Consider the following 16,628-nt stretch of genomic DNA (forward strand, 5'->3'; position numbering starts at 1 on the left):
CATAGCCGACACCGCCCCGAGGATGACACAGCGCGATCCGACGGCGACAATGGCGACCCACTCATGACCTGCTGAACGTTGCCATGTGTCAGGCATTGCCCATCGTCTATCAGGACGACACACTCGTCGCCATCCGCAAGCCGTCAGGCCTGCTCGTGCACCGCAGTGCCCTGGCACGCGGAGAGACGCGCTTCGCCCTGCAGATGCTGCGCGATCAGTTGGGCCGTCACGTCTATCCGGTGCATCGCCTGGACCGCCCCACCTCGGGACTGCTGCTTTTCGCCCTGTCGCCGTCGATGGCCACCGCCCTTGGCGAAGCATTCACCGCCCAGCAGATACGCAAGCGTTACCTGGCGGTGGTGCGCGGGGTCGGCCCCGAGCATGAGTGGCTCGACAACCCGTTGCGCGAGGAAGACGGCAGTCGCCCCAAGGCGGAGATGCCGGCCCAGCCGGCACGTACGGAGATACGCCGACTCGATAGCGTCGAGTTGCCGGTACAGGTGGACCGCTATCCACAGGCACGCTACTCGCTGATGGAGGCACGTCCGGCCACCGGTCGACGCCATCAGATCCGCCGCCACCTGTCGCAGCGCGGCTACCCGATCATCGGCGATGCCAAGCACGGCAAGGGACTCCACAATCGTTTCTTTCGCGACCAGTTGGGGTGTGGACGGCTGCTGCTTGCCGCCGTAGGGCTGAGCTTTCGCCATCCGGCCTACGATGCCGTGTTGCACCTGTCCGCCGCCGTGGATGACGACATGCACCGGTTATTCGATACGTTTGGCTGGGCCGGGCATCTGCCTTGCGACGACATCCATTGGCACGATGCGCTTTCGCCCTGCGTCGACGCCCCGCAACACGATCCACGAACCACCTACAGCCATGAACCTCTCTGAATCGGATGCCATGACTGACGACTACGAGTTTCGCTTCGGCGGGATCCGCCGCCTCTACGGCGCCCGTGCCGCTCACCGCTTCCGCCATGCCCACGTCGTCGTGGTCGGTGTCGGCGGCGTAGGCAGCTGGGCGGTCGAGGCCTTGGCGCGTGCCGGCATCGGCAAGCTGACCCTGATCGATCTGGATGACGTCTGCGTCTCCAATATCAACCGCCAACTCCACGCCCTTGACGGTACCATCGGGCGGCCCAAGGTCGACGTGTTGGCCGAGCGCTGCCGGGCGATCCATCCCGGCATCGAGGTCGTGGCCGACACCGCCTTCGTCACACCCAGCAATCTGGCCGAGCGCATTCCCGAGGATGCCGACCATGTCATCGATGCCATCGACAGTGTGGTCGCCAAGGCGGCGCTGATCGCCTGGTGCAAGCGTCGCAAGCTGGGCCTGACGGTCACCGGCGCTGCCGGCGGCCAGACCGACCCCACCCGCATCAAAATCGCCGATCTGACGCGTACCGAGCACGACCCGCTACTTGCCAAGGTACGTTCGCGGCTACGCCGCGATTTCGGCTTTTCGCGCAACCCCAAGCGCCGTTACAGCGTGGAATGCGTCTATTCTGACGAGCAATTGATCTATCCCGGCAGTGACGGCGAAGTGTGTCTGCAGAAGCCCGGCCAGGGCGAAGCCACCCGTCTCGATTGTGCCAGCGGCTTCGGCGCCGCGACATTCGTCACTGGCAGTTTCGGTTTCGTTGCCGCCTCCCGGGTATTGGCCCGACTGGCGCGCGAGGCCGCCCGTCGCGCCCAGCCCGACGTTATCGAGGAGTCCAGCGATGCCACATGACCATCCCCGCCCCGTACCGGGTATCTACCGGCACTACAAGGGTCAGACCTATGAGGTGCTCGGCGTGGCACACCACAGCGAAACCGATGAGCCTTTGGTCGTCTATCGTGCCTTGTACGGCGACTATGGGCTGTGGGTACGCCCGCTCGATATGTTCGTCGAAACCGTCGAAGTGCAAGGCGAACCGGTGCGACGCTTCGAGATCGAGACACCTTTTCGCTAGCGACGTCGGTGCAGCGGGCATGCTAGCTCCCCTCTGGAGTGGTATACTCCGGCGCTTCTTTTAGACGGGACAACCCGGGCCTGCATAAGGCCAGTCATCGGCGTAAGCGAATCGAGTGGAGGGAGCATGAGCGCACGGGTAGGCGTCATCATGGGGTCGAAGTCGGACTGGGCAACCATGTGCCACACGGTGGATACCTTGGAGCAACTGGGCATCGCCCATGAAGTCAAGGTCGTCTCGGCCCACCGTACGCCCGATCTGCTGTTCGAGTATGCCGAAACTGCTGCCGAGCGCGGGCTGGAAGTGATCATCGCCGGGGCCGGTGGCGCTGCCCACCTGCCGGGCATGGCCGCTGCCAAGACCTGCCTGCCGGTACTTGGCGTACCGGTCCAGTCGAGCATGCTCAGCGGCGTGGACTCGCTGCTGTCGATCGTGCAAATGCCGGCCGGCATTCCCACCGGCACTCTGGCCATCGGCCGCGCCGGTGCCATCAATGCCGCCCTGCTGGCCGCCGCCATGCTGGGCAACAAGTATCCCGACATTCGCCAGGCCCTGGAACGCTATCGTGCCGAGCAGACCCGCAAGGTCCTCGACCAGCCCGATCCCAGCCAAGCCAACGATCAGGAGACCTGAACCATGCGTATCGGAGTGATCGGTGGCGGCCAGCTCGGTCGCATGCTGGCCGAGGCCGGGGCCGGTTTCGATGCCCGCTTCGTGTTCCTCGACCCGTCGGACTCCGCGTGTGCCGCCGTGCACGGTCGGCATGTCCAGGCCGATTGGGACGACACCGCCGCGCTCGAGCAGTTGCTCGCCCACAGTGACGTGATCACCTTCGAGTTTGAAAACGTCTCGTCGGACGTCGTGGCCATGCTCGCCGAACAGCGCCCCGCCTATCCCCCGGCTCGTGCATTGGCAACCGCGCGTGATCGCTGGTCGGAAAAGAGCCTGTTCCAGTCGCTGGGCATCCCTCTTCCACCGGTAGCGAAAGTCGACAGTCAGGCCGATCTCGACGCCGCGGTGGCCGAGATCGGCCTGCCGGCCGTGCTCAAGACCCGTACGCTAGGCTACGATGGCAAGGGCCAGAAGGTGCTGCGCCAGACCGGGGATGTGACTGGAGCCTTCGCCGAGCTGGGCAGCGTGCCGCTGGTGCTCGAGGGCTTCGTCGACTTCGATCACGAAGTCTCGGTGATTGCGGTACGTGGCCGTGACGGCGAGACTCGGGTCTGGCCGCTGGTGCGCAACGAACATCGCCAGGGCATGCTGCACCGCTCGGTGCCTCAGGTAGACCACCCGCTGCAGACCCAGGCCGAGGACTACGCCAACCGCGTCCTGGCCGAGCTCGATTATGTTGGCGTGATGGCCTTCGAGTTCTTCGTCCAGGGCGAGACCCTGCTGGCCAATGAAATCGCCCCGCGCGTGCACAACTCCGGTCACTGGACCATCGAGGGTGCCGAAACCAGTCAGTTCGAGAACCACCTGCGTGCCGTCTGCGGCCTGCCGCTGGGTTCGACGGCACGTTTGGCACCCTGTGCCATGCTCAACATCATCGGCGCCCTGCCCGAGCGCGATGCCGTACTGGCAATTCCGGGCACCCGTTGGCATGACTATGGCAAGGCGCCCCGTCCGGGACGCAAGATCGGTCATATCACCGTGCTGGCGGCCAGCGAAGCCCAGTTACAGGAACGTGCGACTGCCGTGGAGCGGTTGCTGACCAACGACTTGGGCTGATCAATCTTCCATGTCTCACGTATAAACGCCAAGGGCGCCCATCGGGCACCCTTGGCGTTATAGCGATGCAGTAACGAAGACGATCAATCCTCGTCGGCGTGCATCTGCTTCTGCAGATAGTTCTCGATACCCACCTTGTCGATCAGGCTGAGCTCGGTCTCCAGCGCATCGATGTGCTCTTCCTCGTCATCGAGGATTTCACGGAACAGATCGCGGCTGACGTAGTCGCGCACCTGCTCGCAATAGGTGATGGCCTCGATCAGGTCGTTACGCCCCTTGTGCTCCGCCGCCAGATCGGCCTCGAGCATTTCGCGCGTGTTTTCGCCGATGTGCAGCTTGCCGAGATCCTGCAGGTTGGGAATCCCTTCCAGGAAGAGGATACGCTCGATCAGCTTGTCGGCATGGTTCATCTCGTCGATGGACTCGTCGTACTCCCACTTGGCCAGCTTCATCAGGCCCCAGTCCTTGTACATCTTGGCATGCAGGAAGTACTGATTGATCGCGACCAGCTCGTTGCCGAGTGTGATGTTGAGATGTTCGATGACCTTGGCGTCGCCTTTCATGGTGCTCTCCTCACAAGTGCTTTTTTGAGCGCAGGAAGTCACGCCCGCTTACCCAAGTGCAGGAAAGTATCGACCATTACGAGGAAAAAGTCTAATTACGCCAGTAAGTTACGAATCTTAGTCGCATTTGCAATAAATTGGCGAATGCCAATTGAAGTACGCCTAGGATAGGTTTGCAAGGTGTCAAACGGCGTAAGCGAGGTCCGCCCCGGCAACGAGTTCTCGCGCGACGGCATCGCGGGTGATGGACTTGCCCACACAGGCGCACTTACCGCACTGCGTGCCGCAGCCGGTCTGTTCGCGTACTTCACGCCAGTTGCGTGCCCCATCTTCCACGGCCTGCCGGATTGCCCTATCGGATACGCCCTTGCATAAACATACGTACATTGGATCACCCCGCTTGCTATCGCGAAGTTAAATGTAAATGATTCGCATAATGCACCGCAAGCAGAATTGTGTAACTCGATAGCTACGATAGATAAATACAACCGAAACAGCGATCGATGAGAAGACGTTACGCGGATGTCCGCTTTCGCCGCTCGGGCTTGGGCACGACGACGACCCGGGAGCGAGAAACGATATCGGGCCAGCTGCGCTTCTCACTATCGAAAAGGATCCACCAGTAGCCCAGTCCAAGGGCCGCCAACGAGACGATGGCAACGAGGAATCGGACCAGACTTTGCTGCAGCGTGATGGGGCGGCCCTCGTCACTCTGTACGCGTAGTCGCCATGCCTGCATGCCAAGGGTCATGCCGGCCCGCATCCAGAAGTAAGCAAAGAAAGCGAAGGTCACCACGAAGAGCATGCTGTGGAACAGTGGCGACTCGTTCGCCTCTCCCCCGTTGAGGGCCACGGCGATGAATCCCACCAGCATCCACACCGCCAGCAGCACCAAGGCATCGTAGACCATGGCCATCAGACGGCGCAGCAGACCGGCGGGCCAGACATTATCGAGATCGGAGAAATGGCGCATGGTCGATGTTCGCAACTTGATGGATGTCCGCCAATAGGCGAGCGATGTCGGCTCAGTCCTAGCCGCTACGTCGCAACAGGTATAGCCCGAGTATCACGCAGCCCAACGTGGGTGCCAGGACCGCCCACACCGGGGAAAAGCCGAACACGGTCGAGGCCGGCGCCAGCAGATCCTGCAGATACTTGAACGAGAGTCCCACGATCACGCCGTAAAAGACCCGCGTCCCCGCCGCCACGCTACGCAGCGGACCGAATACGAACGATGCGGCAACCAGCACCAGCGAGGCCATGGTCAGCGGCATCAATACCTTCTGCCAGAAGTACAGCAACGGCTGGGTAGCGGCCTGCCCCTGCTCGCGCAGATAGGTGGCGTAAGCCCACAGTTCGCTGGGCGCCTGGCTATCGACATCTCGCAACAGGCGATTGAGCTGTGCTGGCGTGAGCTGCGTCTCCCATGTCATGCGTTCGCGGTGCTCCGCCTCGGTGCGCTGCTCGAAGAAACGCGTCACATCGGCATCCTCGAGCACCCACCGATCCTCCATCCACACGGCGCGCGCAGCATGCGTGGCTTCGACCAACTGCTGGCCGTCGAACTGATAGCGAGTCAGGTCGATGACGGTATCATCGGCACGGATCGCCCCAAAACGGTAGAAAACATCGCCCTCACGCTGCCACCCGCCGCGCTGGGTCAACACGGCGCCTTCTCCGGCCATCTGCTCCAGCCGCCAGGCTTCGGCGAACTGCTCGGTACGCGGGCTGACGAATTCGGCAATCAGCAGAACGGCCACGATGACCAAGCCGATGGGCTTCATCACGCCCCACAGGATGCGGGTCAGGGAGCGGCCCGCGGCGCGCATTACGGTGAGCTCGTTACTCGAAGCCATCGCGCCCAGCCCGATCAGCGCCCCGATCAGCACCGCCACCGGCGCATACTGGTAGAAACGCCAGGGCAGACGCATTCCCAGGTAAAGCAGCACATCGAGCGCGCCGTAATCGCCTTCGACGTCCTTGAGATCGTTGATGAAGGCAATGACCAGATCGAGCCCCAGCAGCACCAGTTGCACCACCACGATGGCGGCCAGCACGTTGCGGGCAATATAACGGTCGAGACGATCAATCAGCATCAGCGGCCCCCTCCCAGCTGTGCCCGGCGGGTCATCCACAGTCCCAGCAGTAGATAACCGAGATGGATAGGCCACATGCCGATCGACACCGGCAGCGTCCCCCCGGCGATAGCATCCAGTCCCGCCAACAGCAGACTCAGATAACTGATATGCAGGAAAATCGCCGGCAACAGCTTGGCGAAACGGCCCTGACGCGGGTTGACCCGCGACAGCGGCAATGCCAGCAGCGTCAGGATCGGCACCATCAACGGCAGGCTGATTCGCCATTGCAACTGAGCCAAGGCCTCGGGCGTTCCCGTCTCGAGCAGCGCCTGCGTGGTCGCGTACTCGGGATCGTCGAGTTCACTGCTCTCCATGGCCCGAGACAGACGCACCGCATAGGTGTCGTACTCGAGACGCTCGGCCACGGCGCGTCCGGGGTCGACGCTGTAGCGCTCGCCATCGGCCAGGACCAGAAAGCGGCTGCCGGTCTCGGCATCGACGGTCTGGTAACCGCTGCTGGCTCGCGTCACCACCGTCTGCGGCGTGCCGTCATCGCGCCGCTGGCGTTCGCTGATGAATACGCCCTGCATACGGCTCTGGTCGTCGTTCAGGCTCTCGGTATAGGCCGTACGCCCGCTGCCGATATCCTGGAAGCGCCCCGGCACGAGTGCCGAGAAGTCCAAGCGACTTTGCTGCTCCTCGAGCAGGATCTCGTTGTGGATCGCCCCGGCCGGTGTCAGCCACAAACTGCACAACGCCACCATGGCTGCTACCAGCACCGCCGGCAGCATGGTGACCTGCAACAGCCGGTTGGGGCTCGTGCCACACGCGACGAGCACGGTGATTTCGCTGTTGAGATAGAGCTGCCCGTAGGCCAGCAGAATACCGAGAAAGAATGCCAGTGGCAGAATCAGCTCCAGAAATCCCGGTAGATGATAGAGCATCAAGGTACCGAGAATGCTGGCAGGAATGTCCCCCTCGGCCGCGTTGGAAAAATAGCGGATGAAACGGCTACCCATGATCACCAACAGCAGCACGCCGGCAACGGCGGCCATGGTGACCAGGATTTCACGTGTCAGATAACGAAAGATGAGCAAGACGGTCTCCCGATGTGGCTGGCTCCATGCATCGCACCTCGACAATGCCCGTTATCGGTGCGACATGCCTTCCATGAACGTGTTCGGTACCGAGTCGCGGTCCATGCAATGGCGCTCGCCTTTGCGTACACTGAGGGAAGTTCGGCCTCGTGCCGGCATTATCCAGATTCCTCAGACCCTTGTCTCGTCAAGAGACCCCTGTCTTGTGGAGAAGACCTTTGTCCAGTGGAGACGACATGGAATTTCCTGTTCTCACCGTCAATCCGGCCAAGGTCGAGACGGCCTGCTTCGTGGTCCCGGTGTTCAAGGAGGGTGACCTGCTACCGGCAGCGGCCAAGCTCGATGACGCCAGTGAACGACTGATCGGTCAATTGATCGAGCGTGGCGACTTCGACCCGGCTCTCGGTAACGTGCAGTTGATTCCCTTTGCCCCGGGCCTTGCTGCCGAGCGCCTGCTGCTGGTGGGTCTCGGCGACCGCGCGAAATGCAACGAGGGCAATTTCCGCAAGGCGCTCGACGCCACCTTCCCGACCCTGGCCCGTCTGCCATTGGACGAGGCCGTGGTCGCCTTCGGCGACGTGCCGGTCCCCGAGCGCGATGCCGCCTGGAAATCGCGCATGATCGCCGAAGCCACTCTGCGCGCCGTCTATCGCTTCGATACCTTCAAGTCCGAGCCGGCGCCTGCCCCGCGCCTGGAACGGGTCGGCCTGTCGGTCAGCGACAGTGCCGAAGCCACGGCCAGCGAACTGGGTGCACGCATCGGTCATGCCCTCGGTCACGGCATCAACTATGCACGTACCCTAGGCAACCTGCCCGGCAACGTCTGCACGCCCAGCTATCTGGCCGATCAGGCCGTGCAACTGGGACGCGATTCCGCAGGCAGCCTGTCCGTGGACATCCTCGACGAAGAGGCTCTCGAGGCGCTGGGCGCCCGCACCCTGCTCTCGGTCGGTCGCGGCAGTGCCGAGCCATCGCGCCTGATCGTCATGCGCTATCAGGGTGCCGAGAGCGACGATGAGGCACCCCATGTTCTGGTCGGCAAGGGCATCACCTTCGACACCGGAGGCATCTCGCTCAAGCCCGGCGCCGACATGGACGAGATGAAATTCGACATGTGTGGGGCGGCCAGCGTGTTCGGCACCATGAAGGCCGTGCTGGCGATCAAGCCCAAGCTCAACGTGATCGGCATCGTTGCTGCAGCCGAAAACATGCCCGACGGGCTGGCCACCAAGCCCGGCGATATCATCAAGACCCTCAAGGGTCTGACCGTCGAGGTCCTTAACACCGATGCCGAAGGCCGTCTGGCGCTGTGCGATGCCCTGACCTATGCCGAGCGCTTCGAGCCGGCCAGCGTGGTCGATATCGCCACCTTGACCGGGGCCTGCGTGATCGCTCTCGGCTCACATGCCACCGGCCTGTTCTCGAATGACGACGATCTCGCCCTGGACCTGCTGGAAGCGGGCGAAACGGCCTGGGACCGCGCCTGGCACATGCCGTTGTGGGACGAATACCAAGGTCAGTTGGATTCCAATTTCGCCGACATGGCCAACATCGGCGGTCGTCCTGCCGGCGCGATCACGGCAGCCTGTTACCTGTCACGCTTCGCCGACAAGTACCCCTGGGCGCACCTGGACATTGCCGGCACGGCCTGGCAATCGGGTAAGCAGAAAGGCGCCAGCGGCCGACCAGTGGGCTTGCTGACGCAGTACTTGCTGGATCGCGAAGAGGACGTGCGGGACATCACCACCGACGCGTGACCCGCTCGTCCGGGCGGATATGACAAGACAGAAGCAGCGGGAGCGATTCTCGCTGCTTTTTTAACGCTGCATGGCAAGCGCAGCCAGTTTCGGATAGCGAGTGATGACCCAGATCGACTTTTACATCCTTCCCGATACTTCCATCGAGGCACGTCTCGATTTTGCCTGCCGGCTGACCGAAACCATTTTCCGCAAAGGCTATCGGTTACACGTCCATGTGGCCGACGAAGAACTGGCCAAACAGTTCGATGACCGTTTATGGCGCTTTCGCCCCGACAGCTACGTGCCGCATGCCATCGTCGGCAATGCAGACGTTCCCGTTCCGGTCACCATCGACTGGCGCGAGCCCCCGGAACCTGGCGTCGAGGCGATGCTCAACCTGCACCCAGAGATTCCCGAATGGTTCTCCCGCTTCGAACGCGTTGCGGAAATCATCAACCAGAATCAGGACGTGCTGACCGCCAAGCGCGAATGCTGGCAGACCTACAAGCGCCGCGGCTATCCGGTCAAGGCCCATCAGATCGGCTAGTGCCCTGAAGCAGCTTGGCGGCACGCTCACCAGTGAGCCGCTTGGGACAATTCCGTAAACGACGCAACCCGCCGACATTGGCGGGTTGCGTTTAATGACACCCAGTGGATGGATAGCACGTGGGCTTAGGCGTCAGTGACGCTCTCGGCGCGTGCTTCCTGAGCTGCGTTCTCCACATCCCCGACGGGGCCGCCTACCGGAGCAGTAACATCGTCGGCCCTCTGTGCAGCGCGATTCTCTCTACCTGGCAGGTTGGCCTGGATAAACGCCTCCTGCCCTTCCAGATCCAGTACACGGGAGGTGTAGAGGCGAATCTCGCGCAATGTCTCAGGATTATCGGCCAGCTTCACGCCCAGGGAGGGGATGATTTCCTTCAGCTTGGTCTGCCACGCGTCGCTCTCGATCCGCTCGGGGAAGGCTCGTGTCAGCAGGTTGAGCATGATGGGCGGCGCAGTGGAGGCACCCGGCGAGGCGCCCATCAGCGCTGACATGGTGCCATCTTCAGACACGACAACCTCGGTGCCAAACTGCAGTTTGCTCCCCTCACCGGTCTTCTTGATGATCTGGACACGTTGACCGGCGTTCCACAGCTGCCAGTCGTCCGGGTTCAGTTCGGGGTAGTACTGGCGCAGTGCTTGGAGGCGATCTTCCCGGTCCTGCAATACCTCACCGACCAGATACTGCACCAGATTGAAGTTATCCAAACCGACTTTCATCATCGGCAGGGTGTTGCTGAAGGTCATCGACTCGAACAGGTCGGTCCAGGAGCCTTCCTTCAAAAACTTGGTCGAGAAGGTGGCAAAGGGGCCAAAGAAGAGGGCTGGCTGCCCATTAAGATAGCGTAGATCGAGATGCGGGACTGACATCGGCGGCGAGCCCTCGGCAGCCAGGCCGTAGACCTTGGCTGTGTGGCGCGACACCACGTCCGGATTAGTGGTGTAGAGGAAAGAGCCTCCCACCGGGAAGCCGGCATACTGGCTGGCCGCAGGGATGCTGGACTCCTGTAGCAGCAAAAGCGCCGCACCACCTGCGCCGTTGAAGACGTAGCGGCTGTTGACGGTGTGCGTCTCGCCGCTTTCGCGATCAGCGATGGTCACGCGCCAGGTACCATCGTCGTTGCGTTTCAGCCCACGTACTTCGCTGTTCATGGTCAGAGAGACGTTCGATTGGCGGGCCAGGTTCCCGGCCATCTGGCGCGTCAGTTCCCCGAAATTGACCTCGGTACCAAGATCCATGCGGGTGGCGGCCATCGGCGTGCCATCATCGCGCCCCTCCATCACCAACGGCATCCACTCGGCGATGGTGGCGTTATCCTCGGTGTATTGCATGCCGGCGTAGAGCGGGTTCTGCGACATCTGCGCGTAGCGTTCGCGCAGGAAGTCGATATTCTCCTGTCCCCACACCAGACTCATGTGAGGCACTGACGAGATGAACTCATTGGGGTCGGAGAGAATGCCCCGCTCGACCTGATGGGCCCAGAACTGGCGCGAGATCTCGAACTGCTCGGTGACGCCGATGGCACGGGAGATATCGACACCACCGTCATCCGTCGTCGGGGTGTAGTTCATCTCACAGAAGGCGGAGTGTCCGGTACCGGCGTTGTTCCAGCCGTCGGAACTCTCTTGCGCAATGCTATCCAGGCGCTCGTAGAGTTGGATGTTCCAATCAGGCTCGAGTTCGTTGAGGTAGGTCCCCAGGGTGACGCTCATGGTACCGCCGCCGATCAGGACGACATCGACGATATCGTTGTCATTGCGCGTGGCGCTTTCCTCCTCGGCCAGGACATAGCCGGGCAGCAGAGAAAGATTCAGACATAGCGCTGCGGTGAGTTGTCTTTTCATGGAAGTCTCGACTTGCTGATTTGCTGATCTCGAGCCTTTCTGCGCGATAGGTAGGCAGCGCCCATCACACGAGGACGGATCGTAAATCTCTAATAAAGTGCGGCACTATAACGCAGGGGGGGCGTAGCGCTCTGTTTATGTAAATATAAAAAGTGGCAGTGCTTGGTTGCCTGGCCCAGCCTCCAACAGAGGGGGGCACAGTGCCTTGACGGCAGCTTGAAACGCCGGCCTCAAGGCCGGCGTTTGCGTGGCGGGTTACGGTGTAATTCTGAAGCGCTTCACCACTTCGCTGAGGGCGAGCGAGCGCTGTTCCAACTCGCTCGCCGCTGCAGCGGTCTGCTCGACCAAAGCGGCATTGTGCTGGGTCGTCTGATCCATTTGGGCGACGGCATCATTGATTTGCTCGATACCGCTGGTCTGCTCACGGGCTGCCGCAGCGATTTCGCCAAGCAGATCGTTCATGCGCTGGATTTGCATGTCGATCTCCTGCATTTGCTCGCTAGCCATGCCAACACGTGTCGAGCCGGAGGTGACCTGCGAATTGGAGGCTTCAATCAACCCCTTGATATCCTGTGCGGCGGCAGCCGAACGGCTGGCCAGCTGACGCACCTCGCCGGCGACCACAGCGAAGCCCCGGCCCTGTTCGCCTGCTCGCGCCGCTTCTACCGAGGCATTGAGTGCGAGCAGATTGGTCTGGAAGGCAATAGTGTCGATGAGCGTGATGATGTCGGTGATCTTGCCGGCGCTGGCCGTGATATCGTTCATTGCCGTAACCGCCGCATTGATTGCCTCCTGGCCACTCCGGGACGTCTCCGTCGCCAGGCGCGCCAGCTGCCGCGCCTGGTCGGCACTGTCGGCCGTATGGCGTACCGTGGCAGTGATTTCCTCCATACTCGAGGACGTCTGCTGCAGCGCGGCTGCCTGCTGCTCGGTGCGCGACGATAGCTCCTGACTGCCCGAGGCAATCTCGCCAGCACCTCGGTCGACTGCCGAGCTGGAGGTATGAATGGTATGCACCGAGTCCATCAAGCCGTCACGCATGCACTTGATGTCATGCAGCAGGCTGTAGCCATCCCCCGCGCGAAGCACGACCGACGCCGTCAGATCACCACTGGCAATACGTTTGACAACACTAGCCGCATAGGCCGGCTCGCCACCGAGGCTGCGTAGAATGTTGCCGATCAGCAACCAGAACACCGCTGCCACTAATGCACCGGCGGCCAGCGCCACCAGCCCGGACTTGATCAGCTGTGCCATGATCGTGGCATTGACATCGCCCATGAACACACCGCTCGCTACATAAGCATCCCATGGCTTGTATTCGGCGACATAGGCCCGTACACGGGGCGTCTTCTCCGAGCCGCGAGCGAAGTTGGAGTGGTACTCGGCGAAGCCACGCCCATCGGTACGTGCCGCCTCGATCAGTGCCTGAAACAGCTTCTTTCCGGTCGGATCGGTGATTTGCGAGACATCCTGGCCAACAGGACGCTTGGGGTGGGCAAGAATATGCAGTGCACCGTCGACAGCATAGACATAATTGTTACCGCCTTCGAAGCGCATGTCACGAATGGCATCGAACGCCTGCTCGCGTGCCTGTGCTTCGGTTATCTCGCCGCTCTTGGCCAGTGTGTCGTAGTGGCTCATCAACGTCCTGGCCATGTCGACGGCGGTGATCATGCGCTGCTGGCGTTCCTCGAAAATCGCGCTGCGACTCTGCCAGGCATTGATCAACAACATGCCAATCAGGATCACCCACAGCACCCCGATACCGACCCCCAGTTGCTTACGCACCGATAAGGCAGACAGCTTGCCAATACGTTTGCCGGCCCCGACTGCCGCAACAGCCTCAACAGGCAATTGATTCTGATATCCCTGCGTCATTTCCATGGCGATCTCTTTTCTCTTGGCAGCATTCTTCCCAGGCTCAACGGGCCGCGGCAGCCAACGTTGAAGCAGGCTTGGCGGCACGACGTGCGCCACTCGACCTACAACTTTAGTCGCAGACAAAGCCGACCCCTTATCGGCCGTTTGTCTGCTTTCTTTAGCGAGTGGCCATACCGAGTCGCCATGACGTCGCCGGCCGTGTAACGCTATAATTGGCGCCATTTGCTAAACCTCTGCGTACGGGCCCGCCGCGCGGCGAGTGTCACCACGTTCAAACCGAGTCAGTCCATGGAAAAAACGTATCAACCCGAACAGATCGAAACCCGCTGGTACCAACGCTGGGAAGCGGACAATCGCTTCGCGCCTTCCGGTCAGGGTGAGCCTTTCTCGATCATGATTCCGCCGCCCAACGTCACCGGCAGCCTGCACATGGGGCATGCGTTCCAGGACACCATCATGGATACGCTGATCCGCTGGCGACGCATGCAGCAGCGCAATACGCTCTGGCAGGTGGGCACCGACCATGCGGGGATCGCCACGCAGATGCTGGTCGAGCGCAAGCTGGCCGCCGAAACCGGCCAGTCGCGTCACGACCTGGGGCGCGAGGCGTTCATCGACAAGGTCTGGGAGTGGAAGGCCGAGTCCGGCGGTCACATCACCCGCCAGTTGCGTCGCATGGGTGCCAGCGTCGACTGGAGCCGCGAGCGCTTCACCATGGACGACGGCTTCTACAAGGCGGTTCAGGAAGTCTTCGTGCGCCTATTCGACGAAGGGCTGATCTACCGTGGCAAGCGTCTGGTCAACTGGGACCCGACCCTGCACACCGCCATTTCCGACCTGGAAGTGGAGAATCGTGAGCAGCAGGGCCAGTTCTGGCATTTCCGCTACCCGCTGGCCGACGGCGTCACCACCGACGACGGCAAGGACTATCTGGTGGTCGCCACCACCCGTCCCGAGACCCTGCTCGGCGATACCGGCGTGGCGGTCAACCCCGAGGACCCGCGCTACGCCTCGCTGATCGGCAAGTTCGTCGAACTGCCGCTTGTCGGCCGTCGCATCCCCGTCGTCGCCGACGAGCATGCCGACATGGAGAAGGGCTCGGGCTGCGTGAAGATCACCCCGGCGCATGACTTCAACGACTACGAGGTCGGCAAGCGTCAGGGTCACGTACTGATCAATGTCTTCTCGCGTGACGCGCAGATTCTCGAGCGGGCCGAGATATTCGACCTGCAGGGCCGGCCGCTGCCCGGCGAGCACGACAGCCTGCCGGCAGCCTACGCCGGGCTGGACCGTTTCGCGGCGCGCGAGAAGATCGTCGCCGACATGGACGCCCTGGGCCTGCTCGAGAAGGTCGAGACCGTCAACAACACCCTGCCGTTTGGTGACCGCTCCGGCGATGTCATCGAGCCGCTGCTCACCGACCAGTGGTTCGTGGCCGTGGAGAGTCTGGCCAAGCCAGCCATTGAAGCCGTCGAGAACGGCGCTATACAGTTCGTTCCCAAGAACTACGAGAACATGTACTTCGCCTGGATGCGCGACCTGCAGGACTGGTGCATCTCGCGCCAGCTGTGGTGGGGGCACCGCATTCCGGCCTGGTACGATCCGCAGGGTAACGTCTACGTCGCGCGCAGCGAGGCCGAAGCCCGCGAGAAGTACGCGCTCAAGCCGGATACCGTACTGACCCAGGACGAGGACGTGCTCGATACCTGGTTCAGCTCCGGGCTGTGGACCTTCGGTACCCTGGGCTGGCCGGAAGACACGTCGGAACTCAAGACCTTCCATCCGTCGAGCGTGCTGGTCACCGGCTTCGACATCATTTTCTTCTGGGTCGCGCGCATGATCATGATGACCCTGAAGTTCACCGGCGAAGTCCCGTTCAAGACCGTCTACGTGCACGGCCTGGTTCGCGATGGGCAGGGCCAGAAGATGTCCAAGTCCAAGGGCAACGTGCTCGACCCCATCGACCTGATCGACGGCATCGACCTGGAAGCGCTGGTCGACAAGCGCACCGGCAACATGATGCAGCCGCAGAAGGCCAAGGCCATCGCCAAGGCCACGCGCAGCGAATTCCCGGAAGGCATCGAGCCGCACGGCACCGACGCCCTACGCTACACCTTCCTGTCGCTGGCCTCGACCGGACGCGACGTCAAGTTCGACATGGGCCGCCTGGATGGCTTCCGCAACTTCTGCAACAAGCTGTGGAACGCCTCGCGCTACGTGCTGATGAACACCGAGGGCGAGGACGTCGGCATCGATAGCGGCGACGTCGAGCTGTCGCTGGCCGATCGCTGGATCGTCTCGCGGCTGCAGCAGACCGAGGCCCAGGTGAGCAAGGCGCTCGAGGAGTACCGCTTCGATCACGCCTCACAGGCGCTCTACGAGTTCGTCTGGAACGAGTACTGCGACTGGTACCTGGAACTCTCCAAGCCGGTGCTGTGGGACGACAACGCCTCGCCGGCCGCCAAGCGCGGCACACGCCGCACGCTGGTTCGCGTGCTCGAGGCGATCCTGCGCCTGGCCCACCCGATGATGCCTTATATCACCGAGGAGATCTGGCAGCGTGTGGCGCCGCTGGCCGGCAAGATACGTGGCGATGACAACGCTTCGATCATGAACCAGCCCTGGCCGCAGCCGGAGGCTGACAGGATCGACGAACACGCCGAGCGCGACATCGAGTGGCTCAAGGGCGTGATCGTCGCCGTGCGCAACGTACGTGCCGAGATGAACATCGCACCCGGCAAGCCACTCGACGTGCTGTTGACCAAGGGCAGCGACGCCGACCGTCAGCGCCTGGAGAGCAACCGGCCCTTCCTCGCCAAGCTGGCCAAGCTGGGCAGCGCCGAGTGGCTCGCCGATCCGGCCGAGGCCCCGCTGTCCGCCACTCAGCTGGTCGGCGAGATGGAAGTGCTGGTCCCCATGGCCGACCTGATCGACAAGGAAGCCGAACTGGCCCGCCTGGCCAAGGAGCTCGACAAGCAGGACAAGTTCATCGCCGGTATCGAGAAGAAGCTGGGCAACGAAGGCTTTATCGCCAAGGCACCGGCGGAGGTAGTGGACAAGGAGCGCGCCAAGCTGGCCGACGCCCAAGCCAGTCGAGCCGTGCTTGCCGAGCAGCGCGACAAGATCACTGCCTTGTAATTTCTGCAGCGAGACGGTGCACGACAAGCAGGGGCCGGACATGCTCATGTCCG

The 16,628-nt window shown here is 62.2% G+C and carries 15 protein-coding genes; 8 read left to right on the forward strand and 7 right to left on the reverse strand.

Features of this window, described 5'->3' with window-relative positions; all coding sequences use genetic code 11:
• Nucleotides 1–83: 83 nt before the first annotated feature.
• The 5 genes from MHM84_RS15495 (at nt 84) to MHM84_RS15515 (ending at nt 3,688) form a co-directional block, all read left to right on the forward strand.
• Nucleotides 84–896, forward strand: coding sequence for a pseudouridine synthase (locus tag MHM84_RS15495; protein ID WP_239267260.1), 813 nt, complete (start codon nt 84–86; stop codon nt 894–896).
• Nucleotides 883–1,737, forward strand: coding sequence for a tRNA cyclic N6-threonylcarbamoyladenosine(37) synthase TcdA (gene tcdA, locus MHM84_RS15500; RefSeq protein WP_239267261.1), 855 nt, complete (start codon nt 883–885; stop codon nt 1,735–1,737). Before MHM84_RS15495 ends, tcdA begins: the two co-directional genes overlap by 14 nt.
• Nucleotides 1,727–1,960 carry a DUF1653 domain-containing protein gene (locus MHM84_RS15505; protein ID WP_239267262.1) on the forward strand — a complete coding sequence of 78 codons (234 nt, stop codon included), beginning with the start codon at nt 1,727–1,729 and terminating at the stop codon, nt 1,958–1,960. Before tcdA ends, MHM84_RS15505 begins: the two co-directional genes overlap by 11 nt.
• Before the next feature lie 126 nt (nt 1,961–2,086).
• Nucleotides 2,087–2,593 (forward strand): 5-(carboxyamino)imidazole ribonucleotide mutase, encoded by a 507-nt coding sequence (gene purE / locus MHM84_RS15510; RefSeq protein ID WP_239267263.1) that lies wholly within the window; start codon nt 2,087–2,089, stop codon nt 2,591–2,593.
• Nucleotides 2,594–2,596: 3 nt separating this feature from the next.
• The gene (locus MHM84_RS15515) at nt 2,597–3,688 is read left to right on the forward strand and encodes a 5-(carboxyamino)imidazole ribonucleotide synthase (protein WP_239267264.1); all 1,092 of its coding nucleotides are present in this window, start codon (nt 2,597–2,599) and stop codon (nt 3,686–3,688) included.
• Between the two features lie 83 nt (nt 3,689–3,771).
• On the opposite strand, the gene bfr is transcribed toward MHM84_RS15515, so the two are convergent.
• The 5 genes from bfr to lptF form a co-directional block, all read right to left on the reverse strand.
• Nucleotides 3,772–4,251 (reverse strand): bacterioferritin, encoded by a 480-nt coding sequence (gene bfr / locus MHM84_RS15520; protein WP_239267265.1) that lies wholly within the window; start codon nt 4,249–4,251, stop codon nt 3,772–3,774.
• A gap of 183 nt (nt 4,252–4,434) precedes the next feature.
• Nucleotides 4,435–4,638 (reverse strand): (2Fe-2S)-binding protein, encoded by a 204-nt coding sequence (locus MHM84_RS15525; protein WP_239267266.1) that lies wholly within the window; start codon nt 4,636–4,638, stop codon nt 4,435–4,437.
• Nucleotides 4,639–4,765: 127 nt separating this feature from the next.
• Nucleotides 4,766–5,224, reverse strand: a complete 459-nt coding sequence (locus MHM84_RS15530; RefSeq protein ID WP_239267267.1) for an RDD family protein — start codon at nt 5,222–5,224, stop codon at nt 4,766–4,768.
• Between the two features lie 58 nt (nt 5,225–5,282).
• Nucleotides 5,283–6,347 carry an LPS export ABC transporter permease LptG gene (gene lptG / locus MHM84_RS15535; protein ID WP_239267268.1) on the reverse strand — a complete coding sequence of 355 codons (1,065 nt, stop codon included), beginning with the start codon at nt 6,345–6,347 and terminating at the stop codon, nt 5,283–5,285.
• Complete coding sequence (gene lptF, locus MHM84_RS15540; RefSeq protein WP_239267269.1) at nt 6,347–7,426, reverse strand: LPS export ABC transporter permease LptF; 1,080 nt, start codon at nt 7,424–7,426, stop codon at nt 6,347–6,349. The genes lptG and lptF overlap by 1 nt, the downstream gene beginning before the upstream one ends.
• A 236-nt stretch (nt 7,427–7,662) precedes the next feature.
• Between lptF and MHM84_RS15545 the strand changes: the two genes are divergently transcribed.
• Together MHM84_RS15545 and MHM84_RS15550 are read left to right on the forward strand one after the other, a co-directional pair.
• The gene (locus MHM84_RS15545; protein ID WP_239267270.1) at nt 7,663–9,183 is read left to right on the forward strand and encodes a leucyl aminopeptidase; all 1,521 of its coding nucleotides are present in this window, start codon (nt 7,663–7,665) and stop codon (nt 9,181–9,183) included.
• A 103-nt stretch (nt 9,184–9,286) separates the two neighbouring features.
• On the forward strand, nt 9,287–9,712 hold the full coding sequence (locus MHM84_RS15550; RefSeq protein WP_239267271.1) for a DNA polymerase III subunit chi: 426 nt from the start codon (nt 9,287–9,289) through the stop codon (nt 9,710–9,712).
• A 125-nt stretch (nt 9,713–9,837) separates the two neighbouring features.
• Here MHM84_RS15550 and mqo read toward each other — a convergent pair whose 3' ends face one another.
• Complete coding sequence (gene mqo / locus MHM84_RS15555) at nt 9,838–11,553, reverse strand: malate dehydrogenase (quinone) (protein WP_239267272.1); 1,716 nt, start codon at nt 11,551–11,553, stop codon at nt 9,838–9,840.
• Between the two features lie 255 nt (nt 11,554–11,808).
• Nucleotides 11,809–13,440 carry a methyl-accepting chemotaxis protein gene (locus MHM84_RS15560; RefSeq protein ID WP_239267273.1) on the reverse strand — a complete coding sequence of 544 codons (1,632 nt, stop codon included), beginning with the start codon at nt 13,438–13,440 and terminating at the stop codon, nt 11,809–11,811.
• Nucleotides 13,441–13,725: 285 nt separating this feature from the next.
• Here MHM84_RS15560 and MHM84_RS15565 point away from each other — a divergent pair, with 285 nt between their 5' ends.
• On the forward strand, nt 13,726–16,575 hold the full coding sequence (locus tag MHM84_RS15565; protein WP_239267274.1) for a valine--tRNA ligase: 2,850 nt from the start codon (nt 13,726–13,728) through the stop codon (nt 16,573–16,575).
• The last annotated feature ends 53 nt before the right edge of the window (nt 16,576–16,628 follow it).

Origin of the sequence: Halomonas sp. McH1-25 (genome assembly GCF_022348165.1) — a bacterium.
In the GTDB taxonomy this organism is placed as follows: Bacteria; Pseudomonadota; Gammaproteobacteria; order Pseudomonadales; family Halomonadaceae; genus Modicisalibacter.